Raw genomic sequence first — 20615 nt, forward strand, 5'->3', positions numbered from 1 at the left:
AGCAGAAGGACTCGTTAGCGATGGTCGCAATGTCGGATCGCCAGCAAGCCATGATTAATGACTTGCGCGGAAAAGTCGTGGCGGTCGTGGGTCTTGGAAAAAGCGGCCTGGCGGCGGCGCGACTTCTGGATGCCGTTGGCGCTCAGGTGCGTTTGGTTGATCAGAAGCCGGAATCAGAACTCGTTGATCTTGCAAGTCCTCTCCAACATCTCAACACTCAAATTTTTGGGGGAAACCGTTTTGCTGAGGGGATTCAGCCTGCGGAATGTGTCGTGTTGAGTCCTGGTGTTCCTCCTTCACTTGAGGCGATCAATCAAGCCAGGATTAAGGGCGTGCCGGTCATTAGTGAAATAGAGTTGGCTTCCTGGTTCCTCTCGATTCCTCTTGTGGCGGTCACGGGGACAAATGGAAAAAGTACCACGGTATCCCTTCTTGGGAGAATCTTTGAAGAAAGTGGACGTCAGGCCTTTGTTGGCGGCAATTTAGGAACACCGCTGAGTGAAGCGGCCTTGACCATGTTCCGCCATGAAGCCAACCATGCGGGTGGCCCCGCTCCTTACGATTTGGCTGTGGTCGAAGTGTCTAGCTTTCAATTGGAAACGATTGACCGCTTTTGTCCCCACGTCGCAGTGATCTTGAATGTGACGCCAGATCATTTGGATCGCCATGCCTCCTTTGCTGACTATATCGCAGCCAAAGGTAGAATTTTTGAGAATCAAACTGCTGATGACTTTGCAGTATTGAATGTTGACGACAACCAGCTCCTGCCGTTGCACGAGTCTATCCAAGCCCTGAGCGTGGGGTTCAGCATGAAGGAACGTTTGCCTAATGGAGTGTTTCTGAATGATCCCTTGATCATGGCATCGATGAGTGGCCAAACCTATCCCATCATGCCTATTGAGGAAATCCAACTGCTTGGTGCGCACAATGTCGCAAATGTGTTAGCCGCCGTCGCCGTGGGGTTGCTGTGTGAATGTCCGATTTCCACCATTCGTCGCGCCGTGGGAACCTATCGGGGCCGGGAACATGCGCTGGAACTCGTCAGGAAGAGACAAGGCGTGATGTTCGTGAATGATTCCAAAGGAACGAATGTTGATGCCACCATTAAAGCGTTGGAAAGTTTCACTCAACCGGTCGTGATCATCCTAGGAGGGAAAGATAAGGGGAGTGACTTTACTCAACTTCGTGAGGCGTTGCAGCAGCATGCAAAATCCATTGTGCTTATTGGCGAAGCCTCAGAGTCGATTGCCAAGGCCATAATGGGAATTGGAGATATTCGTCAAGCCCAGTCATTGTCGCAGGCCGTGGAACTAGCGTCACACCTAGCGGTGTCGGGTGATGTCGTGCTGCTTTCACCGGCCTGTGCAAGTTTTGACATGTTTCGTGATTATCTCGACCGTGGTCAACAATTTCGAGATCTTGTGAATGCTTTGCCTGCATGACGGAGATATTCGCTTATGAGATCTGGTCGAGGAAGCGCGTTGCAATTGTCGTTGGGGTGGAAATCGAGTTCCGCTAGACGGGGAATGTTTGCGCCAGTTGACCGGACGGTGCTGTTAATCACCTATCTGTTGTTGCTAATCGGGCTCATAATGGTATTTAGCGCAAGCGGAGTGATGGCCGAATCCCGGTATGGGGATTCCATGTTTTTTCTCAAACGGCAGGCGGCGTGGATTGTGCTTGGTCTGTTGGCGCTGCATTGGGTCTCGCGTCAGGATTACGACATGTGGAAGTCCATGACGCCCATTGTGTTATGCCTGACGATTGGATGTATGGTGTTGGTCCTCATTCCTTCAGTGGGCGCAGAGGTGAACGGGGCCCGACGTTGGTTTCGGATAGCGGGGTTGTCGTTTCAGCCTGGCGAACTCGCTAAATTGTCGGTGGTCCTTTATCTCGCGTCATTTCTTGTGAGAAGAGAAGACGAGATCAGCAGTTTTTCTCGTGGGGTGTTGGCTCCGGTCATTGTTGTGGGAGGCCTAGCCGGTCTGGCCTTGCTGGAGCCGGATATGGGGACGGCCGTGGTGTTGGTTTCGATCCTTTTTGGTCTGCTCTTTCTTGGTGGTGCTCGCCTCACGCATTTAGGTGGCTTAATCCTGAGCGCCTTGCCTGTGGCCTATCTATTGATCATGGAATCCGATTACCGACGCAGGCGGCTCATGAGTTTTCTTGATCCCTGGCAAGATCCGCATGATGCCGGATTTCAGCTTACCCAATCGTTTGTGGCGTTGGGCAATGGGGGTTTGGCGGGTGTCGGTCTTGGTGATGGCCGACAAAAACTTTTCTTCTTACCCGAAGCTCATTCGGATTTTGTGTTGGCATTGGTGGGAGAAGAGTTGGGTTTCTTGGGGACAGGGTTGCTCATGGTATTATTTGCGGTTCTGTTGGTTCAAGGTTTTCGCATTGCCGGGCGGGCTCCGGATGCTTTTGGGCGGCATTTGGCCAGTGGAGTGACTCTCTTGCTGGGGATACAGGTGCTTATTAATGCGGGAGTGGTTTCTGGATTGCTGCCAACCAAAGGCCTCACGTTACCTTTAGTGAGTTATGGTGGATCTTCCTTGGTCATCACTCTCGTTGCGATTGGAATACTGTTGAGTATTTCACGAGAGGATTCAGGGCATCGTGTCGTATAAAATAATGGACTCAATGCGAAAACAGGTGGAATGAACGTGGTCATTGCAGCAGGGGGAACGGGCGGACATTTTTATCCAGCGATTGCGTTGGCTGAAGAGTTTCGGCGACAGAACCCTCGTACCTCAGTCACACTCATTGGCACCGGACGCGCGTTGGAGCAAATGATGATGGGGGAAACCAATATCAACATTGAGCCACTTCAGGTACAGGGGATAGTCGGGAAAGGACTCGTGGCTTCCTTGCGAGGGTTGCTGCTGGTTCCGAGTGCGATTTGGAAAGCCATGCAGTTCTTGCGGGTGCAGCGCGCTGATCTGGTTATTGGCACTGGTGGGTATACGAGCCCCCCGGTGGTGATAGCCGCATGGTTGTTAGGAATTAAGCGCGTTCTGTTGGAGCCGAATGCCATTCCCGGGTTGGCCAATCGTGTATTAGGACCGTTGGCTCATCGCGTGTTTGTCTCCTTTGAGCATGCGCGATCCTATTTTAATCCTGAAAAGGTCAAGCTGGTAGGGGCTCCGATTCGAAAGGCCTTTGTAGATCCACCACCGGTGGCTCATTCAGGTGAAATTAAGACGTTGTTGGTGTGTGGGGGCAGTCAGGGCGCCACAGCCATCAATACAGCCACGATCGAGGCGGTGAAGCAATCAGATCGTCTTCGCACGGAATTGCAAATCATTCATCAAACCGGCATGGCGGATTTAGGCCGTGTACAAAAAGCTTATGAGCACGTTGATGCTCGAGCGGAAGTTGTTCCCTTTATCAAGGATATGCCCAAAACATTACGCGATGCCGATTTGGTGATTTCCCGATGCGGTGCACTCACCTTGGCTGAAATTTCTGCTTGTGGAAAGCCGGCCGTGTTGATTCCATATCCAGCTGCAACCCATGGGCATCAAGAACACAATGCGCGGGTTGTTGAGCAAGCGGGGGCTGGAGTGATGTTGCTCCAGTCAGAATTAACAGGCTCACGATTAGCTGAAGTCATAGAATCATTGATCGACAATCAAGAAAAAGTTCGTTCGATGGCCCAGGAAAGTTTGGCCTTACGGAAGATCGATTCGGCGGAAGCCACGGTTCGGGAATGTGCGGAATTGGTCGCGAGTCCCTAAAAAACTAACAGTGCATGATCGACAAATTACCAGATACGAAATCCTAGATACGAACAACGAAAAAACATGTTTAGAAAGACTCAGCATATTCACCTTGTCGGAATTGGTGGCAGTGGCATGAGCGGCATAGCCGAGGTGCTGTTGACCTTGGGGTATAAGGTTACTGGCTCTGATCTGGCGCAGTCCGATACCACGCGCAGGCTAGAAAGTTTGGGCGGAAAAATCTTTATTGGTCATGAGGCCTCTCATGTGGAGGGAGCACAGGTCGTGGTCATTTCTTCCGCGGTTGAACTCACGAATCCAGAAGTCTTGGCTGCGCGAGCCAATGTCGTACCGGTCATCCCGCGTGCGGAAATGCTGGCTGAGCTCATGAGGTTAAAGTTTGGGGTAGCCATTGCTGGGGCGCATGGCAAGACCACTACGACCTCATTAGTGGCCTCCGTCTTAGCTCATGCGGGGCTGGACCCCACGTTTGTGGTGGGGGGGAAAGTGAATGCGATGGGGACCCATGCGCGGTTGGGGCGAAGCGATTTGCTCATTGCCGAAGCCGACGAGAGCGATGGATCGTTTCTCAGATTATCACCCTCGATTGCGGTCGTGACAAATATTGATCGAGAGCATCTGAATCACTATGGGACGATGGAGAACTTAGAAACGGCCTTTTTAGAGTTTGCGAACAAAGTGCCGTTTTATGGGGTAGCCATTTTATGCAGCGATGATCCGTGCTTGCGTACGTTTTTCCCCAAGATGGTGAAACGGTACCTGACATATGGGCTGAATGAAATGGCTGATCAGATTCAACCTGATGTGTTTGCCACGGATGTGGATATTACTGGGCGAATCAGTAATTTTCGAGCCTATTTCCGTGGGAAAAAGTTGGGCCCATTTCGGCTGAACATTCCTGGTCGGCATAATGTGTCCAATGCGTTGGCGGCTATCGCCGTGGGATTGGAATTGGATGTGCCTGTGGATTTGATCCGTAAGGGCTTGGCTTCTTTTGCTGGCGTGGAGCGAAGGTTCCATATTCGAGGAGAAAAGACTGGCATTGTGGTGGTCGATGATTATGGGCATCACCCGACAGAGATTCGCTGTACGATTGCTGCCGCAAAAACTGCATGGCCAGGTCGGGTGATCGTATTGTTTCAGCCGCATCGCTATTCTCGTACCAAAGATCTGGCTCAGGAATTTGCCGAGGCTTTTGAACAAGCCGATGTCGTCTATGTCACAGACATTTACTCTGCCGGAGAAACTCCCATTCCCGGAGTGACAGGCGAAGGGTTGGTTCAGCGCATTCAATCGACCGGACATCCTTCCGTAACCTGGGTCGAAAAGAAAGAGGAGTTGGTCCATCATCTTATGCCGACTTTGTGTGCTGGAGATGTCGTGCTGACCCTTGGAGCCGGAGATATTTGGAAAGTGGGCAAGGAAATAATGGAGTGCCTGTGAACACACTTATGACGCGTCTTCCAGACAATGCGAGGTCTCATCTGAAGCCGAGTATGATCAAGCACCATGATTTAATAACGGCGGTTCGAGAGATTCGTGGGACTGTCACGTTTGATGCTTCACTTCGTGAACTCACGACCCTTCGCATAGGTGGGCAAGCCGATGCGCTCGTTGTGCCTGAGGATATAGAAGATGTCAGGCGGTTGGTGGCGCAAGCCTATACCGCGCAAGTCCCGCTCTTCGTCTTAGGCGGAACGAATGTGCTTATCCGAGATGGAGGCATTCGGGGCATTGTCGTGAGTCTGTCCAAGTTGACGACTATAAAAGTGGAAGGAGATGAATCCACCGTGGTGTATGCCGGAGCGGGCGTGCGTATGCCGACGTTGCTGGGATTTGCCGGAGGACAATCGTTATCTGGATTGGAATGGGCAGCTGGAATACCTGGGACCGTCGGAGGGGCCGTGGTCATGAATGCCGGAACCCACCTTGGTGAGATGAAAGATTGCTTGCAAGCCATTCAACTCGTGAATTCGGAAGGCCGTATGGTGGTGTATCCTGCTTCGACATTAGCGTTCTCGTATCGGAAGGCGAATGTTCCCGAGGGAATTGTCGTCGGCGCGTGGTTGCAACTCACTCGATCTGCCCAAGCGAAAGTCGAGTCGGCCACCAAATCCTATTTGCAGTATCGAAAGAACACGCAGCCGTTGACGCAACCCAATGCGGGTTCCGTGTTTAAGAATCCACCAAAAATGTCAGCGGGTCAGTTGATTGAAGAGGCGGGATTGAAAGGGTTGAGGATCGGGGATGCACAAATATCCTCCAAGCACGGGAATTTCATCGTCAATCTCGGGAATGCCAGGGCCATGGATGCCATCTTGCTGATCAAAAAAATTCAACAGGATGTGTTTCATCGAACCGGCATCATGTTGGAATTGGAATGGAAGATCGTGGGAGAAGGATGAACGGAACGATCGCTGGTGGAGAAAAATTCACATCTTGTTCTTTGTTTCTCGGGATTTGTTTTTTACGAGCGAGGAGCGACGAGCAACCAGCAACCCTTTCCGCTTTACGGAAATACATATGCCAATAACCAAAACCCACATCGGAGTTCTCATGGGAGGCGCTTCCACGGAACGAGAGATTTCGCTCAAAACGGGAAAGGCAATCCATGCCGCACTGACGCGTCGCGGGTATCGGGCGACGATGATCGATGTGGATCCCTCATTGCCTTGGGCGCTAAAGAAAAAAAAGATTGCGGTGGCGTTTCTCGCGCTGCATGGCCCCGGGGGCGAGGATGGAACGGTCCAGGGATTGTTGGATGTGCTGGGTATTCCGTACACCGGATCTGGGGTTCGGGCAAGTGCGGTGGGTATGGATAAGGCGATGACCAAGGTCGTAGTAGAGCGAGAAGGTGTTCCTGTGGCTCCTGGAATCACCATTCGAAAGGGCCAAGGGACCGTAGCTCCTAAAAATCTACGATGGCCTCTGGTGGTGAAGCCGGTCGATCAAGGGTCAACGGTGGGAGTGTCCATTGTGCATACACCCCAACAGTGGGCGAGTGCGGTTCGCCGTGCTCGTCGGCAAGGTTCAACTATTGTAGTGGAGTCATTCATTAAAGGGCGAGAACTGGCGGTCTCGGTGTTGGATGGGAAGGCCCTTCCTACTGTAGAAATTGTGGCGCCTGGCGGGTTCTATGACTATGCCGCCAAATATGAAAAATCCGAGACCCGGTATTTGTGCCCTGCCCCGATCACCAAGGTCCAAGATCGTCAGGTGAAGGAGTTTGCGGTTCGATCTTATCAAGCCTTGGGGTGTCAGGGGGCGGCTCGCGTAGATTTTCGTCTTAATTCGGCGGGACGACCGTTTTTCCTTGAGATCAATACGATTCCCGGTATGACGGAACGAAGCCTGTTGCCTATGGCAGCCGCAAAAGCCGGATTGAGTTATGAATCGTTGGCTGAGCGAATTCTTGAATCAGCTCTAAAAGGCCACACCGCTAAGAAGGGAAAGTCTTCCCAACCAAAGGGAAAGCCTCGATGAGTCGATTTCGATCCCTCACCCCACGAAGGAAGAAAAATCACACATTGCGTGCGGTCTCCGCTAAAGCGGCGTGGGGTCGTCGCGTTCTCATCCTTAGCGGGTTCGTAATGGCCTGTGTCGTTGGGTATTACCTGTTGCCCCAAGCGACGGCTGGATGGACCACGATTCAACATGTGTCTATTTCCGGGGCGAAGTTTATGAAGCGCGGAGAAATTCTTTCGCTCTTGGATCTTCCCCCTGATGCGACGTTATGGACGGTAGAGGCGTCCAAGTTGGAAGAGCGGCTACAAGGCCATCCCTGGGTGGCTTCAGTCTCGGTGGGTCGGGCATTCCCAAATACCTTGGCGGTAGTGATTACAGAGCGGGAGCCTGTCGCAGCTTTTCAGCATGCCGGGGGAAAACTATTTTTAGATCAGGAGGGGGTGGTGTTGTCGATTGTCTCCGAAGAGGCGACGGCAGGGTTGCCAGTTGTTTCCGGACTTTCGGCCATCAGCCTGTTACAAGGTGATCCCTCTACGCGGGATCGAGCCCGGTTGGGAGTAACGGTGGCGAGGGTTCTCCGAGATAAATTCCACGGGCTGTTGCATATTGATTTAGAAAACTCGAACGAAGTGATTGCAGAAACCAAGGATGTCACGTTTTTGGTAAATCAACATATTGAGCAAACGTGGCAGCAATATCTCGCGTTGGAACCTACCATTCAGGCAGGGAATCCAACCGCACCGTATGAAATTGATTTGCGGTATTCAGACAAAGTGATTGTTCGGCAGAGGGGGTGACCAAGCATTATGGCCAAAAAAGAACACATTGTGGTTGGACTGGATATCGGCACCACCAAAATTTGTGCCATCGTCGCGGAAGTGACGCACGATCAGGGCATCAACATTATTGGAGTTGGGTCGAGTCCATCCCGGGGATTGCGTAAGGGGGTAGTGGTCAACATTGAGAGCACAGTGGAGTCCATCAAGAAGGCAGTGGAAGAGGCGGAATTGATGGCCGCGGTGCAAATCAATTCGGTGTACATCGGGATTGCCGGAGGGCATATCGCCAGTGAGACCGCCAATGGTGTGGTTGCGCTGAAACGGCATGAGGTGATGCGAACCGATGTGCAGCGGGCTATCGAGACGGCGCGGGCTGCGGCAGTGGTTTCGTCGGACCGACGTATTCTTCACGTCCTTCCACGAGAGTTTATCGTGGATGATCAAGAGGGTATTCGAGAACCGGTGGGAATTTCCGGGTCACGCTTGGAAGTTGATGTGCATATTGTGACCGGGGCGGTAACCTCCGCACAGAATTTGGTCAAATGTGTCAATCGAGCAGGATTAGATGTGATCGATATTGTGTTGCAGCCTTTAGCGTCGAGTGAGGCCGTGTTGAGCGAAGAGGAAAAAGAACTCGGCATTGCCATGGTTGATTTAGGAGGTGGTACCTCCGACTTGGCCATCTTTTCAGAAGGCACCATCAGTCATTCCGCTGTTCTCCCCGTGGGTGGACAGCATCTAACCACGGATCTTCAAATCGGATTGCGAACGTCATTGGCGGATGCAGAAAAAATTAAAATTCGCCATGGTTGCGCCTTGGCCAGCATGGTCAAGGATACGGAGATGGTGGAAGTGCCTAGTGTGGGGGGACGCCCCTCGCGCAATTTAGCTAAACGGGAGGTTGCGGAAATTATTGAACCGCGCGTCGAGGAAATCTTCGACCTGGTGCTTCGAGAAATTCGTCGTTCCGGGTATGAAGGCAAGCTTGCCGCAGGGGTGGTCATTACGGGTGGAACTTCTTTATTGCAGGGCATGCCGGATGCTGCGGAACGAGTGTTGGATCTCCCGGGACGCCGTGGGATTCCCTCAGGAGTCGGCGGATTGCGAGACATTGTAGGCAATCCCATGTTTTCCACTGGTGTGGGGCTGATATTACATGCCCACCGAATGGATCAAGATTATGAAATGGTCAGAAAACTTGGTGGCAGAAAAGGGGGTACTGGCTTGGGTAGTGTGGTGGATCGCATGAAGGGATGGGTTTTAAACTTTTTCTGAGGCATTGAAAAACCAATCATGCACAAGATTCTGCAACGGCACAGGATAATTTCAAGGGTTTAGGGAAGGAGGGGTTCGATGATTACATTTCAGGAGCAAGATTTTTCTCCCATTCGTATTAAAGTCATTGGCGTGGGGGGGGCTGGTTGTAATGCGGTCAATACCATGGTGGCGGCTGGACTATCCAAGGTGGAGTTCATCATTGCCAACACGGATATGCAGTCATTAAGTAAATCCCCGGCCTCGTACAAAATTCAATTAGGACCGGAGCGAACCAAAGGCCTGGGCGCTGGGGCCAAGCCAGAAATTGGTAAGGAATCTGCTATCGAAAGTGAGCAGCAAATTCGGGAAGCCCTTGAAGGTGCAGATATGGTGTTTGTCACTGCCGGGATGGGGGGCGGCACGGGGACCGGAGGTGCGCCGGTTGCGGCGAGTATTGCCCGGGAACTAGGAATCTTAACGGTGGGCGTGGTCACGAAACCTTTTCAATATGAAGGGCATCGACGAATGGGGTATGCAGAAGAAGGTCTTCGGGAACTCCGACGCCATGTGGACTCACTGCTGGTTATTCCCAACCAAAAATTGTTGAATTTGGTGGAAAAAAATACCCCGCTTCTTGAGGCATTTAAAGTCGCCGATGATGTGTTACGCCAAGCCATTAAAGGCATCACTGATGTGATTACTACGCCGGGTCTCGTCAATGTCGACTTTGCGGACGTCCAAACCATTATGAGCTATTCAGGCAGAGCAGTGATGGGTATGGGGATTGCGAAGGGAACGAACCGAGCATTGGAAGCTGCGAAACAGGCCATTTCCAGTCCGCTCCTTGAAGACGGGAGCGTAGAAGGAGCCAAAGGCCTGCTGTTGAACATTACGGGAGGAATGAATCTGTCCTTACATGAAGTGGATGAGGCCTCTCAGGTTGCCAAAGAGGCTGCCGATCCTCAAGCCAATATTATTGTCGGCCAAGTGATTGATCCAGATTTGGAGGATGAGGTGGTGGTAACAGTCATCGCGACCGGGTTTGAGCAACAAGAGCCGAAGGCCAAACCCCAACCGATCGTTAGTCCTGCCATCAAAGAGAGAGAAAACCCTTTTGTCCAGGCAGCTCCACAACCGGCCTTCGCGGCGGTGCGTTCGGCACCGGAGTCCGAAGACTCAGACCTGGATCGTCCGACGTTTATGCGACGAATGGAATCGGGGCGTCGTGGTCCCAATCAAGGAAACATTCTTGTTGATGAAGATTGGGATGTGCCGACTTTCTTGCGACGACGAGGAAATTAGTATTCATCGTGATTCTGTGCATGTTAAATTAAGGAAGGAGGGAACTACGGATGGTTCTCTTGGCGGAACGGTATGGCCCGGAGTTAAAGATGGCACCTCGGTTAACTTTATCGCGGTTTCAAGAGGGAACCCGATCGATTACGCATTTTTTTGGGACGCGCCGGGGTCCTCACTATGGTGGAAATCAGGGAGATGTTGGGACGGTCAAAGCCGCCGATCCGGATTTTCCTGTGGTAGTTTCAGTTCAACAAGTCCATGGCACGGATACTTTGATTTTGGATCGCCGGGTACGAGTCGGAGAGAAGTTTTCCGACGGGTGGGATGCCATTCTCACCAACCAACCCAAGGCCCTCGTAACGGTGAGAACCGCGGATTGCGTCCCGGTGTTGTTGGCCGATCCCAAACAGCGCATCGTTGGTGCGGTACATGCCGGATGGCGGGGCGCGGTGCATGGGATTGTACCGAAGACGGTGCAGCGAATGGTGGAGCACTTTGGGTGTGAGATAGAATCGATTCAAATGGCGATTGGTCCATCGGCTGGGCCTTGTTGTTATGAGGTCGATGGTCCGGTCATTGAACCGCTTCAATCAAATTTTGCAGATTGGGCTTCGGTGCTGACTTTACATGAAGAGCGTCTGGGAAAGATTGATCTTAAGGCCTTAGTTCGCCGACAGGCTCAGGCCCTAGGAATTCCCGAAGATCAGATTTATACCCTCAACATGTGTACGATCTGTCGTTCTGAACAGTTTTTCTCCTATCGGAGGGAGGGCGCAGTGCATGGGACCATGGTGAGTGGGATCATGTTGAGTTAGCAGAGAGCCAAGGTCGTGAAGTGTGATCCATAAGGAGTGAAGGGGAAAGAACCGATTCTCGTTTTACGCTTCATGATTTGTTCATGACCGATATTGCCGCTAACCTCCCATTGGTGTTGCAGACCATCCGACGTGCAGCCGAGGAAGTGGGTCGCAAACCCCAATCCGTTCAGCTCATAGGGGTAACCAAATATGTTGAGGCAGAGCGGGTTCGTCAAGCCCTGGATGCCGGTCTAGCTATTTGCGGGGAAAATCGTCTTCAAGAAGCTCAAGCCAAGATGGAGGCGATTGGCGTGCGACCTGGAGTCACGTGGCATTTCATTGGGCGTCTGCAGCGAAGAAAACTCAAGTCAGTCGTTGGTCAGTTTTCTTTAATTCATTCAATGGAGTCGATTGAACAAGTTGAAGAACTTGATCGTCGGGCCCAAGAACAATCCCTACGACAATCCATTTTATTGCAGGTAAATGTTGGGAACGAATCCACCAAAGGTGGTTTTTCTGCCCTTGAATTGCTGGAGGCCATGCCGGCGGTTGCCAAGTTCGTGCATATCAAGGTTTGCGGCTTGATGGCCATTCCTCCTTGGACCGAAAACCCAGAAGCGATGCGTCCTCATTTCCGTAAGCTCCATGCCCTCGCTCAAGAGGTAAAGACCCTTGGCCTTCCAGGAATTGAGATGACGGAGTTGTCCATGGGGATGTCGAATGATTATCCCATCGCGATCCAAGAAGGGGCGACGATGGTCAGGGTGGGAACGGCGCTATTTGGATCCCGTCCCCAATGAGGGAGTTCAAAAAAAGACGAAAGATTGGATGGAAACCTGCCGATAATAACAGAAACGGCACAGGACATTGTCAAATTATCTCGATCGATAGTGCAGATCGATTGAGATTTACCTAGGGGAATGTATGTTTGCGATTGGAAATATTTTGCAGGGTATTGCGTATGTACTGGACACCGTGCTGTTTCTGTACATGTGGCTCATCATCATTCGGGCCCTTCTTTCGTGGGTCAATCCTGACCCATTCAATCCGATCGTCCAATTTCTTGGGCGTGCGACAGACCCGGTGCTGTATACGATTCGACGTCGGGTTGGCGTATTGGGAGGGATTGATGTATCGCCTATTTTGGCTATTCTTTTGATTATGTTTTTGCAATACGCCGTGGTGGAAACGATACGGGATATAGGAATACGATTGAATTAGCCTCATTGACGTGATGGAGTTGTGATGCGCATTACCCCACTTGATATCCAGCAAAAAGAATTCCCTAAAAAATTTAGGGGGTACGATCCTGAACAAGTAAATGCCTTTCTCGAAACTGTTTCACAGACCGTAGAAAGTCTGGTTCGGGAAAATGCCTCCTACCGAGAAAAAATAGTGACTAGGGAACATGAACTTGCTGAACTTCGAAAGTCTGAGTCTACGCTGACCAACACACTGATCTCGACTCAAAATTTTGCAGATCAACTCAAAGTCAATGCTCAACAGGATGCCGATCGAATTATCAGGGAGGCCGAGTTGCAAGCGGAAGAGCGGTTGGCTGCAGCCCGGGAAGAGTTAGCGGATCTCCATCGGTCCATTGCCGATGTGCGGCGACAACGCATCGTGGCCGTTGAGCAAATCCGGTCCACCATTCATACCATTGAGCGATTGATCGACGTTGAGGTTCATGAGGCTGGTCCTCCCTTGGAACCTATGAATCTCCCTAGGGCTCATGAAGAAACTGCCCCCAGCTCTTACTAATCCATCCATTGTTTGAACCGCGCGACTATGGGACGGGTCAATCCCATTACCACATTACTTCACCAGGCTATCCGTGAAGGGGTCTTCCCCGGGGCCGTTGTGTTTGTCCGCGTGCATGGGGAGGTGGTGTATCATCAGGCCGTCGGACAAATGGGCCAAGCGCCTTTTAACCGTCCTGCCCACACCGAGACTATCTATGATCTGGCTTCCCTGACGAAACCGCTGGCGACCTCCACGGCCATTTTATGTCTTGTGAAAGATGGGACGCTTTCTCTGGATCAACCAGTCAAAGACTGGTTGAGTGAATGGGAATCTACCTCCTATCACGCGACTACCGTTCGCCATCTTCTTCATCACAGTTCAGGCCTTCCCGCATGGCGACGGTATTATGAAAAACTATCGACTACGGGCTTGCCGCCCAAAGATGAAGAAGAGCGACGTGCACGGATTGAGAGGTTGGTCCGCGTCATCTCTCAGGAGCCCATGGAATATGAGCCCGGCAGTCAAAGTGTGTACAGTGATTTGGGATTTATGGCGTTAGGAGTATTGATCGAACGATGTGTGGGTTCCTCCTTGGCTCACTATTGCCGACACCGAATCTATGGCGACCTTAATGTCAATCCATTGTTTTTTATCGATGAGGAAGGAAATCCCACTGGAGGGGATGGCGACCTTACGCAAGTGGCTCCGACGGAACAAGACCCTTGGCGGGGCCGGCTCATCCAGGCAGATGTTCATGATGAAAACGCCTATGCCTTGGGTGGGATTGCGGGGCATGCGGGATTATTTGGCACGGCGTTGAGCGTAAGTTGTTTGTCGGAGGCCTGGCTGCAGTCGGTATTAGGAGGGTCCTTGGTGTTTCCTCAGGATCTGGCCGGACAATTTGTGCGACGCCAGGATTCGTCAGGGAAATCGAGTTGGGCGTTGGGATGGGATACTCCATCTCCTCCGTCTTCATCCGGTCGGTATTTTTCTCCGGAATCGTTTGGGCACTTAGGGTATGCCGGCACATCTCTATGGATTGATCCTGTCCGGGAACTGGAGGTGGTTTTGTTATCAAACCGGGTGCATCCTACGCGCGAAAATAAACAGATCAAAATTTTTCGCCCAGAGTTGCACGACCTAGTGATAAAGGAATGTATTGGAGACCACTAAAATTTAAATAGAGTGGGCGAGGTGAGAGTATGGGAATTCGGCAGGCAGGTTAATTCGAGTATTCTACCCAGGTTTCTTTTTCCGCCAGATATTTTTGTCCTTTAAAATTTAACCGAGTTCGAATTTCGGTGAATCCCAAATCTTGAAATATTTTGACCAGTTCCTTAAGAGCTCCAGAGACTGTGGGATGCACTCCGCTCTCCCGTTCTAGGTCTTCATACATGACTTTGGCCGTATACCCTCGATCGACTCGTTTGACAGAAATAGACCGATTGAAATATCGATCGCTAGGGTCCATGGCCTCCATTTGGTGTCTTTCAACCACGGCATTTCTTAGACGAAACGATAAGGGTAATGTGCTCATGAAAATCAATCCTTCCTCAAAGGTCCTAGAAAACGGAATTATAGGGTAGCTTCCATGCCCCTGCAACTCAGGTTGGGAGATGAAGTGCCAAGGGTATTTTACTTCTTTCCCAGTCTTTGTGGCTTTACCGTTAAAAAATGTCATTTTTAAGCCATACTTCCAATATTGGGGGTGGCTAGAACAAAAATTAATCCCTCTTCTGGCTTTATTCTGAAGCGGAAAATACCGAATAGTTACAAATTCAGAGGATTTTCATCGGATTAATTGTCCACCAGAAAAACAAGGAAGCGCAATGGGTTCATCCGGATTCACAGTCCTGGCGGTTGATGACAAGCAAACTAATCTGGAAATTTTATCGGTGATTCTTCAGTCGGCTGGCCACCAGGTGGTGACCGCCGCGGGGGGTGCTGAGGCCTGGGAAATTCTTCAAACCCAAGGGCATCGCTTTCAAGTGGTATTGCTGGATCGGATCATGCCCAATATGAGTGGCCTGGAAGTGTTAGAAAAAATAAAAGGGGATCCAAGTCTGAAGGCCCTTCCGGTCATTATGCAAACCAGTGCAGACGCGACACATGAAATTTTAGAAGGGATTCAGGCCGGGGCGTATTACTATCTAACCAAGCCCTATGAGAAGAAAATTTTATTAGAGATCGTTCATGCCGCGATTCGAGACTACAATAATTACCAATCGTTGCAAAAAGAAGTGCAGGAAAATGCCCGGACGTGGGGTTTTCTGCAGTCGGGAATTTTTCGATTTCGTACCATGGTTGAGGCACGCGAACTCGCGCCTCTGTTGGCCAATGGTTGTCCCGAACCCGGTCGGGCCGTCTTAGGATTGGTAGAGTTGCTGGCCAATGCCGTTGAGCATGGAAATTTAGGGATTACATACGAAGAAAAATCCATGCTTGATGAGCAAGGTCAGGTTGATGCGGAAATCGAGCGTCGATTAGCCTTGCCAGAAAATTCGAATAAATATGTCGAAGTCGCCTTTTCACGCCGTGAAGGTTCTGTAGAAATTATCGTGACGGATCAGGGCGCTGGCTTTGATTGGGAGTCGTATCTCACGTTGGATGAAACCCGCGCATTCGATAGTCATGGACGTGGGATCGCCATGGCGAAAATCATGAGCTTCGATCGGCTTGAGTATCGAGGTTCAGGCAATCAAGTCGTGTGTACGATCCTTAATACACCACAACCGATCACTTCTCAGGAACTTGTCACCGCTCCCTGTGACAAATAAGTTTTCGTTATTCAATACCTCCTGTTAACCTTCCGGTTCGTTCGGATCTAACCATAGGGAGAGCTGCGCTCGTATTTCCGCCTTTCTGCCTATTCCTCCAATAAACCGTTGAAATTCTCCTTTTACAAAAAGTGCCAAGGCCGGGAGTGAGTGAATTTCCAGGTCTCCAGGGATAAGGTGATTTTCCTCAACATTCATTTTGAAAATCGCCAACCGGTTTCGTGTTTCCTCTTGTAGGCCTTCTAACTCTTTCAGCAATGACTGGCAGTGTGAACACCCGGGTTTCCAAAATTCGATAAGGATCGGAATCCCGAATTGTCCGATTTTATTGTCAAACTCTTTGTCAGAAATCTCGGGTATCATGTGCTGAACATTCTGAGGCGCGATTTGCCCTAATCCTAGGCCGATGATTGATGAGAAGGTACCAGAGTTAGGCAAAGAGATGGAAATTAATTAAAAAAAAGGGAGAAGGTTTTTGACCTCCTCCCCTGAACTCCTTCCTGTTTCTGGTTTGGTGAATAATGTGAATATTGTAAATGGTGTGTTCTTAGCTCCTTGTATGACTGGCTTGACCCTCACCACTTTCACCTCCCGCAATTTTTCCTCCTGAGCTAGGCAAGAAGTATTGCTTAGGGTGATTTTTGGGTTGATGAAGGACATAGGAGTCTTTTCCATTCTCAACCACGAGGGCTTCATTAATGCCTTTCTTAGATTCCTTTGTGGTCATCGTTGCAGGTTTTGCACCACTGTTGTTTGCGGTGTTATCAGCCAAAGCCAAGGTGTTACCAAAAACCAGACTTGCAACTATTGCGATTGCCAAAAGAGTGTTTTTCATGATTTGAATCTCCTTTCCGTTTGATGTTCAGAAACAGGAAGAAAAATCATCACATAATTTACCCTTGCTTAAGGGGCCACCACTCCGCAAGGTCGTATTATGCTGCCATTTTTTCCTTGAGAGCGTGAATGGCATGAGATCGTTCCGGTGAAATCGTTTCATGGCCTGCGGCCATTGGACCAGGCTGATCCAACAGTATGGCTAAGGCAAAAAACCCGGAAGCTAATCCCATGATCGCCAAGAAGGCTTCCATCAGATTTCCCATAGTCATTCACCTCCTTTCCTTGCAAAATTTAGAACGTGGCCTTTGCTCTCCTATTTTACGAGGCTTTGCGAAGTTGGCTAAAGAAGTTTAGGACCTCTTTAGGTTTTTCAATCATACGCGGGGGCACTATCTGTTCGATCAGGTAGGTCACAAAGGCAATGCCCATGCAGCCAGCCAACGTCCATGTTAAGAAATCCAGCCAATTGGTCTTGAAAATATCCATTATGTTCATAGTGACACCTCCTTAGATTAAATGGTGATGTACCATGGGTTAAATTTTCTAATATCCAGGATCCTAAAGCCTGGCCCATCTAAATAGAGGTCCGGCTTGGTTTGTCCACTCGTTAGGAATTTCCAACCTTCTTTTCGCCAGTTAAACCATGGCCGAACGTCGATGCTTGTAGCCGAGCAAGCTCACTGTTGTGCCAGACTATTTTTTCTCGGAGGCCTTTTACTTCTTGCTTCCAGGTTTCAATGAGCCTTGCCCATCCGTCGCGTCGATACCCTTTGGGGTCTCGATAGGGTTTCTGGTCATAGTCTTTAATCCGATTCTCCAATTTCTTGATTTTTTCCTCCAACATTTCAGCTGTTGATTGGTGTTGCTGTAGAGCTGCCATGTGAAAGTCGGCAGGGTATTGCGTTTCGGTATTTCCGAAGGTCCCATGAGGAGCAATCCCGCTCGATGTGCATCCTGCCAACAATAGGCCCAGCCCAAGAATGCCAACAGCCAAGAATACAGTAACTCTTTTCATGATTAACCTCCTTTCCAATTTCATACATCCTGAGCATGAATGAGGTCGCCATTGAATTTGGGTGACCTGCGATTCATGCAAATTTTTTTAAGCATTCTTTTTTTTTCGTCAAGACCCATTTTTATTAAAATTTTCTAATGTTGGTGCCCACAAGAAACCACAAAAAAGATGTGTGGAAAAATGCGGCTTGACTTTTACACGATAGGGATTAGCTCAAAAAGAGAGGAGGAATTTCGATATGCTCCTCCATGGCTTCCTAAATTTGTGATCAGAAAATTTACTTAAGTATTAAGTATGTTGCAAAAATCGGGTAATTCAGTTGATGGCAGGTTGTCTATTTTCACAGGGATATCCCTTAGGCGCGCTACGGGGAGAAAAAATGAATATATAGAAATTTGAATGAGAAGGAGTGAAGGACTGTGGGAGAGTTGTTAATCGTGGGAGTGATCGTTGGGTTGATTATCCTTATCTCGATCTTCATGGCATGGGTGTTTAGGCTTTTTGAATAAACCTCGGCCTTACCCCGTCATGGAAATTGAGGCGAGTGAAATAGAAACAACGAACACAATGTTGCCTTGGAAGAGGAGGAGCCATTATGGAACTGAAACAAATGTTGACACCGTGGAATTGGTTTAAAAAAGAGGAAGAAACGAAACCCGTTCCAGTTCATATCACAAAGGAAGGGAGGGATTATCCTATTGATCGGTTACATCATGAGATGAATCAGCTTTTCGATAGTTTTTTTCGTGGGTTTCCCCTTTCTCCCTTTTCAGGAGGCTTGAAGGAATCCTGGCAGGGTGTGATGCGGCCTAACGTAGACATATCCGAAGGGAGCAAGCACTATACGATCACCGTGGAAGTTCCAGGGGTTCAAGAGAAGGATATGGAACTGACGATTGCTGATGGCACGCTCACTGTTCGTGGAGAAAAGCGGCATGAGCAGGAAACTCATGAAAGCCAATACCATCGAGTCGAACGTTCGTATGGAGCGTTTCAACGAGTCATTTCCTTACCCGACAATGCCAATGAGCAGGAGGTGAAAGCTCAGTTCAAACAGGGAGTGTTGACGATTACCGTGGGGAAGACGAGTCAGGCTAAATCCGGAGGAAGGAAGATTGTCATCAATGAATAAGGAGCCGAGGTGAGAAGAGAGTGGAGTGGAACCCTAACCTATGGAGACACATTTTTCAGGAGCAGATGGAAATTCATTCAAGGTGTTGAACTTTGGGAAAAACCACATTCAAGTTGAGTGAGGAAAGGTCAATGCGAATTCAATCGTCTGTCGCACAAATCATAAAAAAGTTCTCTATTATTGGAATTGTCGGCGCGATTGGTGTCAGTCTAGGTCTGGGTATGAGTCCGATTTTATTCCCCCCAGCTGAAGCAACGCAGGCATCAGAAGTGCAAGCTGGTCCAGCGCCTTTGGTTAAGCCAGCCAGTTTCTCTTTTTCCTCTACAAGCGATAGCATTCTCAGTTTCAACAAGCATCTGATTTCGATTTCGAAAAAAGTGAAGCCGGCTGTTGTCAATATCTCTATCATTGGAACGAAGCCACAAGGTTTTCAGCAATTTCCCTCACCGTTTTTTGATGATCCCCTCTTTCGTCGGTTTTTTGGGGAAAGGTTTAAACAAGAACAACCCCAGGTGCCCAAACGACAACAGCAGGGTATGGGATCGGGTGTGATTGTGAGTCCTGATGGTTACATCGTAACGAACAACCACGTGGTCGAATCTGGTGATGAAATTCAAGTGCTTTTGGGTGATAAACGAAAGTTCGAAGCGAAATTGATTGGCACTGACCCCAAAACCGATCTCGCCATTTTAAAAATTGATGTGGACGATTTGCCTTTTCTCTCTTGGGGCGATTCCAGCAAACTTGAAGTAGGCGAAATGGTTGTGGCTGTGGGCAACCCGTTTGGTTTGAGCCAGACGGTCACGATGGGAATTATTAGTGCGGTGGGACGGGCCAATGTTGGGATCGTAGATTACGAAGATTTTATTCAAACCGATGCCGCCATCAACCCAGGAAATTCAGGGGGAGCTTTGGTGAATTTGCAGGGCGACCTTGTCGGAATCAATACCGCCATATTTAGTCGAAGTGGTGGGTACATGGGAATTGGGTTTGCCATCCCCAGCAACATGGCCAAAAGCGTGACACAAAGTTTGAAAGACCATGGGAAAGTCGTGCGTGGATGGCTGGGTGTGTCGATTCAAGACCTCACGCCGGAACTGGTGGAACAGTTTGAGGCCCCAGATACAAAAGGGGCATTGGTGGCCGATGTTGTTGAAGATGGTCCTGCCAATGAGGCGAAGTTTCAACGCGGAGATATTATTCGAAAATATGATGGAAGAATTGTTGAAAACTCAAATAAATTGCGAACGTTTGTCGCTGAGACCGCTCCAAATACAAAGGTGAAAATTGTTGTTTTCCGTGATGGCGAGGAAAAGACCTTGATCGTGAAAATTGGAGAGTTGCCTAAGGATTTAGCGAATCTTGAATCAGTAGAAACCATGGGCGAAGATCATGCGTTATCTGGATTGTCAGTGGAATCTGTGGGGACTGGACCATTTTCTCGGGAAGAGGGTGTACGTGTGATTAGGGTGGCTCGAGATAGCCGAGCGGCCTACGCTGGCATCCGAAAGGACGATATTATTTTGGAGATCAATCGAAAAATAATTGAAGATGTGGAAGATTTCAATCAAATGGTAAAACAGTTAAAGGGCGACGAGTCGGTCCTGGTGCTTTTGAAAAGAGGGAATGCGACCATCTTCTTGACCATAGGGAAGAGATAAGTTTGGGGCCTTGATGGGATTGATTTTTTCAATAAAAATAAAATTTTAGGCTTCCCAATCTTGACTTTTTTTCAGTGAAACTTATCTCTCATGGTAGGCGGACATGAGGC

23 protein-coding genes are annotated in these 20615 nt (G+C 49.6%); 17 read left to right on the forward strand and 6 right to left on the reverse strand.

The features are described 5' to 3' along the window. The first annotated feature begins 20 nt into the window (after positions 1-20). The 14 genes from murD (at position 21) to PPG34_RS13425 (ending at position 14256) form a co-directional block, all read left to right on the forward strand. On the forward strand, positions 21-1442 hold the full coding sequence (gene murD / locus PPG34_RS13360; RefSeq protein ID WP_313833908.1) for a UDP-N-acetylmuramoyl-L-alanine--D-glutamate ligase: 1422 nt from the start codon (positions 21-23) through the stop codon (positions 1440-1442). A 15-nt stretch (positions 1443-1457) separates the two neighbouring features. Beyond that, positions 1458-2630: a putative lipid II flippase FtsW gene (gene ftsW, locus PPG34_RS13365; RefSeq protein ID WP_313833909.1), complete on the forward strand. Its 1173-nt coding sequence runs from the start codon at positions 1458-1460 to the stop codon at positions 2628-2630. A 30-nt stretch (positions 2631-2660) separates the two neighbouring features. Continuing rightward, entirely contained in the window at positions 2661-3740 is a 1080-nt protein-coding gene (gene murG, locus PPG34_RS13370; protein WP_313833910.1) for an undecaprenyldiphospho-muramoylpentapeptide beta-N-acetylglucosaminyltransferase, read from the forward strand. 66 nt (positions 3741-3806) lie between these two features. Then, positions 3807-5186 (forward strand): UDP-N-acetylmuramate--L-alanine ligase, encoded by a 1380-nt coding sequence (gene murC, locus PPG34_RS13375; protein ID WP_313833911.1) that lies wholly within the window; start codon positions 3807-3809, stop codon positions 5184-5186. After that, the gene (gene murB / locus PPG34_RS13380; protein WP_313833912.1) at positions 5177-6148 is read left to right on the forward strand and encodes a UDP-N-acetylmuramate dehydrogenase; all 972 of its coding nucleotides are present in this window, start codon (positions 5177-5179) and stop codon (positions 6146-6148) included. The genes murC and murB overlap by 10 nt, the downstream gene beginning before the upstream one ends. A gap of 118 nt (positions 6149-6266) precedes the next feature. After that, positions 6267-7226, forward strand: coding sequence for a D-alanine--D-alanine ligase (locus tag PPG34_RS13385; protein ID WP_313833913.1), 960 nt, complete (start codon positions 6267-6269; stop codon positions 7224-7226). Then, positions 7223-8005, forward strand: coding sequence for a cell division protein FtsQ/DivIB (locus tag PPG34_RS13390; RefSeq protein ID WP_313833914.1), 783 nt, complete (start codon positions 7223-7225; stop codon positions 8003-8005). Before PPG34_RS13385 ends, PPG34_RS13390 begins: the two co-directional genes overlap by 4 nt. A 9-nt stretch (positions 8006-8014) precedes the next feature. Further along, complete coding sequence (gene ftsA / locus PPG34_RS13395) at positions 8015-9262, forward strand: cell division protein FtsA (RefSeq protein WP_313833915.1); 1248 nt, start codon at positions 8015-8017, stop codon at positions 9260-9262. 78 nt (positions 9263-9340) lie between these two features. Beyond that, positions 9341-10546, forward strand: a complete 1206-nt coding sequence (gene ftsZ / locus PPG34_RS13400; protein ID WP_313833916.1) for a cell division protein FtsZ — start codon at positions 9341-9343, stop codon at positions 10544-10546. A gap of 50 nt (positions 10547-10596) precedes the next feature. Further along, positions 10597-11358, forward strand: coding sequence for a peptidoglycan editing factor PgeF (pgeF, locus tag PPG34_RS13405; RefSeq protein WP_313833917.1), 762 nt, complete (start codon positions 10597-10599; stop codon positions 11356-11358). Between the two features lie 83 nt (positions 11359-11441). Continuing rightward, entirely contained in the window at positions 11442-12140 is a 699-nt protein-coding gene (locus PPG34_RS13410; protein ID WP_313833918.1) for a YggS family pyridoxal phosphate-dependent enzyme, read from the forward strand. 124 nt (positions 12141-12264) lie between these two features. Further along, positions 12265-12561, forward strand: coding sequence for a YggT family protein (locus tag PPG34_RS13415; RefSeq protein ID WP_313833919.1), 297 nt, complete (start codon positions 12265-12267; stop codon positions 12559-12561). Positions 12562-12585: 24 nt separating this feature from the next. Continuing rightward, positions 12586-13101, forward strand: a complete 516-nt coding sequence (locus tag PPG34_RS13420; protein ID WP_313833920.1) for a DivIVA domain-containing protein — start codon at positions 12586-12588, stop codon at positions 13099-13101. A gap of 27 nt (positions 13102-13128) precedes the next feature. Beyond that, a complete protein-coding gene (locus PPG34_RS13425; protein ID WP_313833921.1) occupies positions 13129-14256 on the forward strand; it encodes a serine hydrolase domain-containing protein in 1128 nt (375 codons plus the stop codon). 49 nt (positions 14257-14305) lie between these two features. Here the strand turns inward: PPG34_RS13425 and PPG34_RS13430 are convergent, their stop codons facing one another. Continuing rightward, complete coding sequence (locus PPG34_RS13430) at positions 14306-14620, reverse strand: hypothetical protein (protein WP_313833922.1); 315 nt, start codon at positions 14618-14620, stop codon at positions 14306-14308. A 292-nt stretch (positions 14621-14912) separates the two neighbouring features. Between PPG34_RS13430 and PPG34_RS13435 the strand changes: the two genes are divergently transcribed. After that, complete coding sequence (locus PPG34_RS13435) at positions 14913-15860, forward strand: response regulator (protein WP_313833923.1); 948 nt, start codon at positions 14913-14915, stop codon at positions 15858-15860. 24 nt (positions 15861-15884) lie between these two features. Here PPG34_RS13435 and PPG34_RS13440 read toward each other — a convergent pair whose 3' ends face one another. The 5 genes from PPG34_RS13440 to PPG34_RS13460 all read right to left on the reverse strand — a co-directional run bounded on the left by PPG34_RS13440 (position 15885) and on the right by PPG34_RS13460 (position 17712). Next, positions 15885-16223, reverse strand: coding sequence for a thioredoxin family protein (locus PPG34_RS13440; RefSeq protein ID WP_313833924.1), 339 nt, complete (start codon positions 16221-16223; stop codon positions 15885-15887). A gap of 184 nt (positions 16224-16407) precedes the next feature. Continuing rightward, complete coding sequence (locus PPG34_RS13445; protein WP_313833925.1) at positions 16408-16695, reverse strand: hypothetical protein; 288 nt, start codon at positions 16693-16695, stop codon at positions 16408-16410. A gap of 97 nt (positions 16696-16792) precedes the next feature. After that, positions 16793-16960: a hypothetical protein gene (locus tag PPG34_RS13450; protein ID WP_313833926.1), complete on the reverse strand. Its 168-nt coding sequence runs from the start codon at positions 16958-16960 to the stop codon at positions 16793-16795. Positions 16961-17015: 55 nt separating this feature from the next. Then, the gene (locus tag PPG34_RS13455) at positions 17016-17192 is read right to left on the reverse strand and encodes a hypothetical protein (protein WP_313833927.1); all 177 of its coding nucleotides are present in this window, start codon (positions 17190-17192) and stop codon (positions 17016-17018) included. A gap of 112 nt (positions 17193-17304) precedes the next feature. Continuing rightward, on the reverse strand, positions 17305-17712 hold the full coding sequence (locus PPG34_RS13460) for a hypothetical protein (protein WP_313833928.1): 408 nt from the start codon (positions 17710-17712) through the stop codon (positions 17305-17307). A 595-nt stretch (positions 17713-18307) separates the two neighbouring features. On the opposite strand from PPG34_RS13460, the gene PPG34_RS13465 reads away from it, so the two are divergent. Together PPG34_RS13465 and PPG34_RS13470 are read left to right on the forward strand one after the other, a co-directional pair. Continuing rightward, positions 18308-18844 carry an Hsp20/alpha crystallin family protein gene (locus PPG34_RS13465; protein ID WP_313833929.1) on the forward strand — a complete coding sequence of 179 codons (537 nt, stop codon included), beginning with the start codon at positions 18308-18310 and terminating at the stop codon, positions 18842-18844. 131 nt (positions 18845-18975) lie between these two features. Further along, positions 18976-20505, forward strand: a complete 1530-nt coding sequence (locus PPG34_RS13470; protein ID WP_313833930.1) for a DegQ family serine endoprotease — start codon at positions 18976-18978, stop codon at positions 20503-20505. Positions 20506-20615: the final 110 nt, after the last annotated feature.

Origin of the sequence: Candidatus Nitronereus thalassa (assembly GCF_032191465.1) — a bacterium.
GTDB lineage: Bacteria > Nitrospirota > Nitrospiria > Nitrospirales > UBA8639 > Nitronereus > Nitronereus thalassa.